The organism is Acinetobacter sp. A3 (assembly GCF_012371415.1).
Classification (GTDB): domain Bacteria; phylum Pseudomonadota; class Gammaproteobacteria; order Pseudomonadales; family Moraxellaceae; genus Acinetobacter.
This window is the reverse complement of sequence record NZ_JAAZQW010000057.1, coordinates 1-10,780: the sequence shown is the minus strand read 5'-3', so window position 1 is coordinate 10,780 and position 10,780 is coordinate 1. Positions and strand designations below refer to the sequence as shown.

The following is a 10,780-nucleotide window of genomic DNA, read 5'->3' as shown; positions in this document are numbered from 1 at the left end:
TGTGCTTGACTTGGAATTGTCCATATAGGACATTTCTATTTGGTTATTAGGTAGGACATTTCTACTTAGGAATAACAGCGTTTATCATATGTATCGCCATTACAGTACCAACAGTATAGTTGTGATCAGCTAGCTCAAGAATCTTCAAATATTCAAGCTAGAGTTGCCGAAATAGGTGGTGCTGTAGATTCACGAGCAACCAGGGACAAATGGGTGACAGGTGCTGGAATTGTATTGTTCTGGCCTGCATTGTTTTTTGTAGGTGGTAACAAAATGCAAGAGGCTGAGTTTTCTAGATTAAAAGGGGAATATGAAGCTGTTCAAAAGGCTGCTGTTCAGAAGCACTGCTTGTCACCTACTACCGCATCTAAGTGAAGTTGTATTAAAGCGTAGTTTAGTTCAAGATGTGTTTCAGCAGAGGGTAAAGAAGATGGGAATACAGAATATGGTAAAAAAAGACAGAATCGCTATTGTGGTAAGTGTGGTGTATGCATTATTCCCTTTATATGCGGTTTTTGAGGGAAGCATAGAAGAATCCATTATTTTTATACTACCAATAGTTATTTATTGGGGATATAGATTTATTAAGGGTGATATAAGCTTTATAAAGATGCAGGACGATTAACCTACCTTATCGTTAGACTATAGGTGAGTTTTTAAGGTTTAATGCTGATTTAACAACATCAGCAATAGTTTCAGAGGTAATGCCTCTCTTTTTAGCATTATTAGAATTAAGCCAAGTTACTAAATCTTTGTTTCCTTTTGAAGCATTACAACCTACACAACATAAGGCAATATTATCTAAAGTTGTAATCCTGATGTCGTTTACGATATGCTCCCAGGACTTCTTTTTAGCTCGTTCAGAACCAAACTCACAGCCACAATAAACGCAACGCTGATCACGTTCTAAAACCAAATCTTCAATGTCTTTAGGTATTCCCCATGCGTTAGGCATGATCAAAATTCTCCATTCTCATTAAATGTATCATTGCACTATAGCTGAATGATAGCGAGCCAAATCGCATACAATATCTATCATTAGACTTAATGCAATAATTAAATGATGTTGTTATCATTAATCTAATAGAATTAAGATTAAATGATAGAAATGAATACACGTATTTATCTACGAGCTTCAACTAAAGATCAAGATGCAAAAAGGGCTTTGCAGATTCTTCAGGATCTAAACCAAAACTTGAATTTGGGTGAAACCATTGTGTACGTGGAAAACTATAGTGGTACGAAGTTAGACCGACCTGAATTGAATAAGCTGCTGTCAGAAGCAAATCAAGGTGACACCTTGTTAGTTGAAAGTATTGACCGCTTATCACGCCTAACCCAACGAGATTTTCAAGAGCTGAAGCGCAGGATCCAGGAGAAGGGACTTCGTTTAGTCGTAGCTGATCTTCCTACTACCTACCAAATGATTCAAACCAGTGACAGCATTACTCATTCAATCCTGGAACTCATCAATAATATGTTGATTGATCTCCTGGCAACAATGGCTCGCCTAGACAATGAGAAACGTATAGAACGTATTAAGCAGGGCTTGGCACGTTCGGGTTACAAGCCAACAGGTAAGAAAGCCAATGAGGCTAAGCACAAACGAATAAAAGAATTGCTAGCAGCTGGCAATATGACTAAGGAAGAAATTGCCAAAGCAGTGAATTGTGGAGTTGCAACTGTCTATCGAGTTGCTAAAGTTATCTAAAAGCGGACATCTTTACTTTGGAGAAACCGGACATTTCTATTTTGGAGTGGCTTTGTTGCACAAAGATTTCATAACTAATTGATTTTAAAAGTTTTGATTATTTTTTGATCCAAAATTAAATTTATTTAAATCAGATGCTTACATATTTATGCAACAAAGCCTTTTGGAGTTACATTTCAATTTCGCATAACCACCATTATGTTAAATGGAGAGAATACCTAGGTTTTAATACCTAATTTATTTATGAATAAAGATAGACCTTGATTAAGATAATAGATCTTTATTCAATGAATAATTTAAATTATGAGCTTTAAAAGAAATATCTTTTTATCCTTTATATTATATTTTTCACTTAGTACCTCATTTGTTCATGCTTCTGATTTTAATAAAACATTGGAATCAGCTACTCAAGGGAAGGCGGTCGCACAAAAGAATCTTGGGTTGATGTATTACAAAGGTGAAGGTATTGCCCAGAGTTATTCGAAGGCCTTTGAGTGGTGGAGTAAGGCAGCTGCTCAGGGAGATGCTAATGCGCAAAATTCCATTGGGGTGATGTATTACAAAGGTGAAGGCATTGCCCAGAGTTATTCGAAGGCCTTTGAGTGGTATAGCAAGGCAGCTGCTCAGGGAGATGCTGATGCGCAAAATAACCTTGGGTTGATGTATAACAAGGGTCGAGGTGTTACTCAGAGTTATTCGAAGGCCTTTGAGTGGTATAGCAAGGCGGCGGCTCAGGGACATACATCTGCGCAAAATTCGATTGGGCTGATGTATAACAAGGGTCGAGGTGTTACTCAGAGTTATTCGAAGGCCTTTGAGTGGTGGAGTAAGGCAGCGGCTCAGGGAGATGTTAATGCGCAATATAACCTTGGGGTGGTGTATTACAACGGTCGAGGTGTTACCCAGAGTCATTCGAAGGCCTTTGAGTGGTTGAGTAAGGCAGCGGCTCAGGGAGATGTTAATGCGCAATATAACCTTGGGGTGGTGTATTACAACGGTGAAGGCATTGCCCAGAGTTATTCGAAAGCCTTTGAGTGGTGGAGTAAGGCAGCGGCTCAGGGACATGCTGATGCACAATATTGGATTGGGTTGATGTATTATAACGGTCAAGGGACAATAAAAAATATCGCACTAGCAAATGAATGGTATTTAAAAGCTGCTAGTAATGGTAATGCAAAGGCACAATTTAATATTGGTCAACACTACTTACATGGTAGTAATGGATTACCAAAGAATAGAGTACAGGCATTAAATTGGCTGAGAAAAGCTGCTAATAATGGGCATGCTCAGGCTAAATTAGTACTTGCTGGACTTTAATAGGAGAAATTTTATCTACAATTAACATAATACAGCTTATACGAAATGCGTTATAATTATCCTTATAATTCAAAGCTATAGTTCCTAGTTGATAGCCCGAACATCCCTGTTCGGGCTTTTTTTATGATTTTTCACGTTCCACGCCTATTCTTTGATCATTGTTCCACGGTTTTGTGTAGCTCGACTTAACCGTAAGGCATGAAAAAGCGACTGATAAAGCCCCTCTTTTTTGGCTCAGGTTCTACATGCTCAGGTATTGGGATACGCTTGTTCTGCGTTTGGATCTCTGTCTTGACCTCAGTTGCTTGCTCAGGTACTGGGACTTCAACACTCTCTTGAGATGGTGCAACTGGTGTTGGATCTTCCATTTTTGGTGGTTTAGGAGCTTCTAGTAGGCGTTGCATGGTTTCGATCTGATTTTGATAGAAAGATTCACGATCTTTGGCATCATCAAGCTGATTTTTCAGCATGTCTATCTGCTGTCTAAGCAGTAAAACTTCTGCCGAATTTTGACTGTCTATTTTTACAGATTCTTTTACATCCTGTTTTTTGACTGGTTCTCCAAAAACACGGATAGCTTCTGCTAGATCGATCTTATTCTCGGAATTTTTACTTAAAATTCCTTTCTTTATATTGTTGTAAATTGTTTGTCTATTAATATTGTACAGCTTGGAAAGTTCAAGAACTGTAAGGGTTTTCATAATGTAAACCTATGCCTAAACTTGTCAAAAGTTGTTGTCTATTAGACTGCCTAATAGACAAATGATCAAGTTTGAAAATTATTTCATTTGAAATCCAACCTTCTTAAGGTTTGGAAGAATTTTTTCAAATTTTTGATAATCTTTTAGCATATCCGCTATTCGTATAGCGAACTGATCATAACTTTCAGTGCCTTGGGAATATTGCGCCATTTCAGGAAGTTCAGCGAGTTTGCTAGCAAATAAAAAACGCTGTTTTTCTGTAATTTTAGAAAAAGCATTTTTAGCACTTACTTCATTGGAGCTAGATGGTGCCTTCATTACTTTCTTTTGTTTGAATGTGAATGAAAATCCGGAAATGGATCTGCCTTTTTTATGTTGCTCGTATTGAACAGTGATATCTGTATGTTCATTTAATTGCTTGATAGATATATCTAAAACTCGCTTCTTCAAATCTGAAATAATTGGATAATCTGTTTCTTTTACACCCAAAATTTTTCGAAAATCACTTAACTCATAGACTGGAGTTTCTCCAGTACTACGCCAAGATACTAAGAGTTCATACAAACGAATTGCATACGCACTGCTTAACTTACTAATTTGCTCTAATTCATACTTGGTAAAGTGTTTTTCTAATCGTGTAATTAGAGGAACAATAGCTGGTGCGAAAATAAGTTTAACGATGCCTTCGTTCTCGATATAGCGAATTTCACTAACCCAACGTGATTTCGCATATTCGATATTATCTGCACTTCCTTGTTGGTAACTAAACTGCCTTAAGAACAGAGCGTGACATGCACTTTTTAATGTTGCATAGGCTGTATTTTTATGGACATTGAATTGATTTGCATAATTATCAGCATGTACTACTAGAGGGTCGTTTGCATTAATACCTTTACCACTTTGTCTTGCTTCAACAATTGCTAAAAGAATTAATCGTTGCTCTGCGAGATCTAAATTATAACTAGCATTAATCAATGCATTATCTTTAACAACAATATTATTTTTCATACAGATTTATTACTGTGACATCATCCCATTAAGTCAATATATTGACGTTGTTAATCAATGTCAATGATTTAGAAGCAACAAGATAGACGTCCATGTATGCTGGTAATAAATATTTTAGAAATTATTATTAGATAATGTGTTAGATAATATTTTTAACTATTTTTTTATAATAAAAACAATAATATATGGAATTATTATTAGATAATAAATTTCTTTTTGGCTAAAAAATATTTAACTCATATTTAAAAAACAGAAAAAATAGTTAAATTTCATAATTATCAATAATTTACATTAAAAATGAAGTGCGTTTTTTGATCTAAATATGGACATTATACAATTGAGTCCATATATGCAAGATAGACGTCCATGTATACAAGATAAACGTCAAGGTATAACAAGATAAACGTCAAGGTATAACAAGATAAACGTCAAGGTATAACAAGATAAACGTCAAGGTATAGGGCTTGAAACCCTTATGTAGAAAGGCTTTCAGGAGGGCTAAAAGTATTTAAAAACATTAAAAATAATTAAAAACATAAAACAATGAAAAATTGCCCTTGGTTTTCGCTACGCTCAAACTCTATTGAACTTCGCTTTCGCTCAGTTCGTTGGGGCAATTTTTTGGTCAATACCATCTGGAATTTAATAAGAAGCAAAAGCAACTCGGAATTCGCTTCGCTCATACGTTTTTTATGCTCGCTACGCTCGGTCTAGAGACAAAAAATTGCAATTGATTAACTAACTTTTGGACTTTTTATGATGAAAAAATGTTTTTCAGAGAATCTAGGCGCAACTTTTCATTGTATCGCTCGTAGACACTCGCTCTAGAATAGCGATTAGAAGCAAAAAATAGGGGGTATTTGCGATTTTTCACTGGTTGCCAATAAAACCCTATATTGAACAAAAAAACGTGCTTAAAACGCAAATGAGAGCGAAATAGGAGAACAGTTTAGAGTCGTGTTCAGGACTTTGGCTCTTGTTAACGAGTGAGTTAGCCCGAATCATTGATAACGGAAGATAACTCCGAATAGCTTTGGCTATTAATCTTTGATGTTTTAACGTGCATCACCATTGCCGTGCCAACGCCTAATTTTTCTTAGTAGCCAAACTTTGAAAAATTAAATTTGCTGTTTTTCAGTGTTTTACATTACAGAAGCCAATCTGTTAGGGAAGCCAATCCCAAGCAAAACACTGTTTTAGATATGTCACATCAATCACCATCGGCTCAGACTTTCGTTCATCTAAAGTGCTTACGTTTTTATTCGCTCGAACCCGACTATCAGGAAAAAATCCCTGAACCTACTAATCTGATCTCCAACACTCATAAAGATTCTCACGAATCACAACCTTGCATGTTGCCTGCACTTCATTTTAAAGATGCCATGCTCAAAACGGTCTTGAGTGCGTCCCAAGTTATCCAACTTTGTCTTAACGTGTAGATCGCTTATCTGCTGAATTTGCTCTGTGTTCCATGTTCCGCCCTCCGTAGTTCCAAGATTTTAAGGGCATTAATACAGTTTACAAATCGTCAAAGCAGGTAAAGCACTTTCACTACCGAATGCGAGTTTGACCGTTTACAACGGCTGACACGCAATTACAGGCTTAAGCTATCCATTGATCTCAGCTTTGCAGTTTGGAATGTCATCACGACAAATTCACCAAACTACAGTCTGAGTACCGATTGCGCCATCTTTCGACTTGCAACCCTGACACCTCACGATGCCCTCAAAAGCCCACCTGTCGGTCATACGTCTGTTATCGCTAACAGCTCGTAGGGTTTATTAACGAGTTGATCAATCCTTGAAAACTCTCAACCTCTCAAAATTGGCAGGGTTGATCTAGTCGCCTAGACTCCCGTGTCCTTGTCGCCCAACTACAGCTCCCCCGACCTAAAAAATCGAATGGAATGAGTAGAAAAGGGGAGTCACACCCCTCAGCCCTCGTTGCAGCCGCGCCAGCTAGGTTTCCCACGCACGCAGCTACACCGATGTAATTCATCAAAATGGCAGTAATGATGAACCGACTGATGCTAATTCTCGAAAGGTTGGCTAAATCCTTGAGAATTAGATAAAAAATATCTAAAAACAAAGGTTTGGCAGACCTAATAAAAACAGCAATATCTAAAATCAAAACTATCAGGTTACAGGCATGTCGTCAAATTCAGGGAAATGCAGGGAACTACTTAATTGTCAAATTCCATCATGTAAAAAATAAGAAAATTTTAAAAAAATTTAAGATATTAAATTCCATAATTTAAGATTTAATCATATTAAATCTCTATTGTTAAATTCTAAAATAGACGCTATGTTTTTAGAAAACACCGCTTAGGGATGTGGTTATGATTTATTTTTCAAATTTTTCTACATTGGCGATGCAAAAGCTACAAGATGAAATAACAAGATCGAATTGTGTTCTTTTTGCTGAGCTTGATATGCAGTTTCATGACAATGAAGAATTTATAAAATTTGTAGAAAAATGGACTGAGCGTTATCAGCTTACGCTATCTCCAAAAGAACGTTTTAAACAAAAGAAAAAGGGTCATCCTACCTTTGATTTAATCATCAAGCCGAATCTGGTGGGTGATGAAAATTTCACAAAAGACTTAATGCTTTTAGCTAAGACTGAACCTGAAACCTTCGCTCGTTCTGATTTTGATTTTTTAAATCAATCTGAACATTATTTACAGATGAAGTTCTTTTTATTCTGCAATATTGATAGTCCTCAAATCTATGATGGGCTTATTCCTATTGATCAAGTGAATAGCACGCTGAAACAGCATATTGATGGGGTTGAAAAGTTTTCTTATGTCTTTGATTCACCAATTCAATTCGGAAATTATGAGCTTGTACGTTTAACTCAAAAACGCTCAATCAGAGACGATTTAGAGGGACGTGAAAAAAATGCTTCCGATTGGACTTGGAGGATTGGATCTGAATCTTATAGCAAGGTGCAGAAACAGGGTGAGGTACTGATTAATCGTTGGAATCAGTGCATTGAAAAATCTGAGGAAGAAAAACAGGCATATTTTGAGAAGCATTTGAAAATTTTAGAAGGCTATCTCGGTTTTAGAGGTGTGCGTAAACAGGTTGGGACGTTATGGGCTAAGGAACGTAAAGTTTTTAAGGCTAAATATGGTGAAAAATATTTACCCTACTATCGCCCTTTAAAATTGAAGTATGTTCAGCGTCTTAAATCAGGGCTTGAGGCCAATGCAGAGCCAATTGAAATGATCAATCATATGAAAAAAGCAATTCAAATTGCTGTGAAATAGGAGGGTCAAATGGATATTACAAATCAGAAAAACTGTGAATTTCGTATAAGAGATTTTATGTTAAATAAGACTATTAAGATCAGTTATAATTATCCAATAAGTGATTAAAAATAATAAGGTAATTTATGTCTACATGGGTGTGGGTACTTATTTATTTGGCAGTTAGCTTAATGTTCAAATGGATTATTTCATGGGGTGGAGCTGATTATATTAAAGGCTGGAAGAGTATCTTTTTCTTAGATATGGAATCAAGCTCATGGAATGAAGAACAGCTTAGAGCTATGGCTTTGTTTCTATGGATAGCATTTACCATTCTTTTTATTATAGGTTTAATTTACCCCGAATTTAGATTCTATAAGCTTAAAAATAGTTTGTAAAAAACGGAGCTTAAGCTCCGTTTTTATGGGTGATTTTTTAAATCATTCAGCATTGCATCACGTAAAATCTTATTCATACGTGTCTGATAGCCTTTGCCTTGTGCTTTTAGCCATTGCATGACATCTGCATCAATGCGTACTGTAGTCACTTGTTTAGTTGGCTTATAAAACGGATTTTGGACAGCATTTTTCCAAAAGCTTTCATCAAGTTCAGGAATGTCGGAAAAGTCTATTTCACTGTCTGCGCGTTTAGCCAGAGCTTCAAGTCTTGCCTTTTGTTCTTCAGACAAAACAGGAGGTTTATTCAAATCTACTTTGTACGTAACGGTTTTGCTCATACTGTTTCCTCTCTTTTTTCTCTGCCTGTCGTGCCGAAATAATGCGGATATGATCCATCCCATTATGGTCTTGTACTGTGTGGGCCACCAATAAAACAGCTTGCCCATGTACCATACCTATCGCTTGCCAACGATATTCACCATTTTCAAAGCGATCCTGTTTATATAAGGCATGAGCATCGTAAAAAACCAATGTCGCATCTTCAAAAGCTATACCATGCTTTTTAAGGTTTATTTCTGCTTTATGCTCATCCCATGAAAACTCAATTTCCATAGTTGCATCGCTTTTTGTTAATATAAAAATGTTAATACAAAATTGTAACTTTTGCAAAGTTCTTCCATTTTTTATTGGCAAAAGCTTACAGAATCGAACATAAAAAAGCCGACTTGTTTCAAAATCGGCTTTTTGCTCATTTTTAGATTTTTCTGGTTTTATTAAGTGTCTGATATTTATATTAATATACAAGTGTATTGCGTATAACCACCATTATGTTAAATGGCTTTAGATTTAGAGCTTTGTCTAACCTAAAGCATCTATAAACTCAGTACCTATGCAAGGAACAAACAATGGTTTTTCTTACTTAGAAAAAAATATCAACTATCGCAAGATATAAAGCATATGGAGCAAATACTATTGCTAATACAGTCCACCAAAAGCCTTTAGCGACAACAATTCCCCAAATCCATAAAACTATTATTAAAAATTTACAACCTATATTAAAAATTGCACTACCCATATTATTTAATGCCTAATTGTATATAAAATATTAAATGATTTTTAATGGTTACAGTTTTTTACGTTTTCTGAAATTGTTTTATATACCTTTTTATTTTCATCTAAGAAATCAATTTTCATATTTCCGCTTAAAGTTTTCTTGAAAAAATTGGAAAAAATTAACTCTGGGACATCTCTACCAATACCACATAAAAATTGCGAGAAAAATTCATCAGATTTTTGATTTTTGGGGAGAGTTGCATACAGCTGTGAAATACTATTTACACCGTCTATCGATAGCTTGAAATGTGCGCCTTCTGTATTGATCCAGGCGGTATGAAAAGATACGGCACCTTTTTTGAAGGGATAACGTTGAATGCCTTTTTGGTTCATTCTCCATAAAACCTCCTCAAACTTTTTGTGGTCTGATACTTCGTAATTTTTATTTATTACCCCTTCATAGTACATATCCACGTCAATCTCATAAGTCTCTGAGTATATGTGTTGGTTAAGGAATACAGTTGTTATAGTTAACAACGTCATACTTAATTTTTTCATAGACATCTCATTTATTTTTTTGCAAAAAATTCAATTGTTTTCTTTCCCATCTATGAAAATGAAATTTTAGATCCTCATAGGTACCTTTGAAGAATTCACCTTTTAATGTGATATTACCTATGCTAGATGTCTCGGTAAGAAACATAACGTATATATCTGGCTCTTCCTCAATTTTTTGAATTATAAAACTGATAGGAAATGTTAGGTTTGTTGGAGCACCACTTGGGTAGTAATCACATTTTATAGATGTATAAATATATATTGTATTTCCCTTATATTTAGGTGTATTTCCATAATATGTAACTGGTTGATGAATTTCACAGCTTCCATCAGGAAAGTAAGATAGATGAATTCTTTTTAATTCATCAAAATCACTTTTCTTTATGTCGAGAAAATCTTGAAAAAATAGATTCTGACGTTCTCTTTTGATGACACCATTTTTATCTAAAAAAAAATAGGGATGGGAGTTATAAAGTTTCAAGTAAGTATATAAAACTATTAAAAAAATTATAGATAAGATTATTTCCATATTTAATAAATATTTCTTTAAGTCGGACTATATTCTTTATCTTGGGCAATATCTTTGCAAGCAAAGATATAGTGGATACTAAAAATTATTCTTGCTGTCAGGCAAAAATTGTTCTAATCAGATAATTAAATATCTCAATTAGTTTTTCTAAAATTAACATAATACACCTTATACGTAATGCGTTTGTAACTCCAAAATAGAAATGTCCGGTTTCTCCAAAGTAAAAATGTCCGCTTTTAGAATATGCACTTTTGC

At 35.2% G+C, this 10,780-nt stretch carries 13 protein-coding genes; 5 read left to right on the top strand and 8 right to left on the bottom strand.

The window, feature by feature from the left end:
• The first annotated feature begins 310 nt into the window (after window positions 1–310).
• Entirely contained in the window at window positions 311–625 is a 315-nt protein-coding gene (locus tag HHA42_RS13485; protein WP_216076815.1) for a hypothetical protein, read from the top strand.
• A gap of 12 nt (window positions 626–637) precedes the next feature.
• On the opposite strand, the gene HHA42_RS12490 is transcribed toward HHA42_RS13485, so the two are convergent.
• Complete coding sequence (locus HHA42_RS12490; protein ID WP_168526724.1) at window positions 638–955, bottom strand: HNH endonuclease; 318 nt, start codon at window positions 953–955, stop codon at window positions 638–640.
• Between the two features lie 144 nt (window positions 956–1,099).
• Between HHA42_RS12490 and HHA42_RS12485 the strand changes: the two genes are divergently transcribed.
• Both HHA42_RS12485 and HHA42_RS12480 read left to right on the top strand, forming a co-directional pair.
• Complete coding sequence (locus HHA42_RS12485; RefSeq protein WP_034705871.1) at window positions 1,100–1,711, top strand: recombinase family protein; 612 nt, start codon at window positions 1,100–1,102, stop codon at window positions 1,709–1,711.
• A gap of 303 nt (window positions 1,712–2,014) precedes the next feature.
• On the top strand, window positions 2,015–3,028 hold the full coding sequence (locus HHA42_RS12480; RefSeq protein WP_168526722.1) for an SEL1-like repeat protein: 1,014 nt from the start codon (window positions 2,015–2,017) through the stop codon (window positions 3,026–3,028).
• Window positions 3,029–3,213: 185 nt separating this feature from the next.
• Here HHA42_RS12480 and HHA42_RS12475 read toward each other — a convergent pair whose 3' ends face one another.
• Both HHA42_RS12475 and repM read right to left on the bottom strand, forming a co-directional pair.
• A complete protein-coding gene (locus tag HHA42_RS12475; RefSeq protein WP_168526720.1) occupies window positions 3,214–3,729 on the bottom strand; it encodes a plasmid replication DNA-binding protein in 516 nt (171 codons plus the stop codon).
• 78 nt (window positions 3,730–3,807) lie between these two features.
• Window positions 3,808–4,737: a replication initiation protein RepM gene (gene repM / locus HHA42_RS12470; RefSeq protein ID WP_168526718.1), complete on the bottom strand. Its 930-nt coding sequence runs from the start codon at window positions 4,735–4,737 to the stop codon at window positions 3,808–3,810.
• 2,338 nt (window positions 4,738–7,075) lie between these two features.
• Between repM and HHA42_RS12465 the strand changes: the two genes are divergently transcribed.
• Both HHA42_RS12465 and HHA42_RS12460 read left to right on the top strand, forming a co-directional pair.
• Window positions 7,076–8,008 (top strand): hypothetical protein, encoded by a 933-nt coding sequence (locus HHA42_RS12465; RefSeq protein WP_168526716.1) that lies wholly within the window; start codon window positions 7,076–7,078, stop codon window positions 8,006–8,008.
• Window positions 8,009–8,133: 125 nt separating this feature from the next.
• Window positions 8,134–8,385, top strand: coding sequence for a hypothetical protein (locus HHA42_RS12460; RefSeq protein WP_004969151.1), 252 nt, complete (start codon window positions 8,134–8,136; stop codon window positions 8,383–8,385).
• A 23-nt stretch (window positions 8,386–8,408) separates the two neighbouring features.
• Here the strand turns inward: HHA42_RS12460 and HHA42_RS12455 are convergent, their stop codons facing one another.
• From HHA42_RS12455 to HHA42_RS12435, 5 genes are all read right to left on the bottom strand, one after another.
• The gene (locus tag HHA42_RS12455; RefSeq protein ID WP_096902543.1) at window positions 8,409–8,723 is read right to left on the bottom strand and encodes a BrnA antitoxin family protein; all 315 of its coding nucleotides are present in this window, start codon (window positions 8,721–8,723) and stop codon (window positions 8,409–8,411) included.
• A complete protein-coding gene (locus HHA42_RS12450) occupies window positions 8,686–8,997 on the bottom strand; it encodes a BrnT family toxin (RefSeq protein ID WP_096902542.1) in 312 nt (103 codons plus the stop codon). Before HHA42_RS12450 ends, HHA42_RS12455 begins: the two co-directional genes overlap by 38 nt.
• A 307-nt stretch (window positions 8,998–9,304) precedes the next feature.
• Window positions 9,305–9,460: a hypothetical protein gene (locus HHA42_RS12445; protein WP_168526714.1), complete on the bottom strand. Its 156-nt coding sequence runs from the start codon at window positions 9,458–9,460 to the stop codon at window positions 9,305–9,307.
• Between the two features lie 41 nt (window positions 9,461–9,501).
• A complete protein-coding gene (locus tag HHA42_RS12440; protein ID WP_168526712.1) occupies window positions 9,502–9,996 on the bottom strand; it encodes a hypothetical protein in 495 nt (164 codons plus the stop codon).
• 7 nt (window positions 9,997–10,003) lie between these two features.
• Window positions 10,004–10,525, bottom strand: coding sequence for a hypothetical protein (locus HHA42_RS12435; RefSeq protein WP_136144039.1), 522 nt, complete (start codon window positions 10,523–10,525; stop codon window positions 10,004–10,006).
• Window positions 10,526–10,780: the final 255 nt, after the last annotated feature.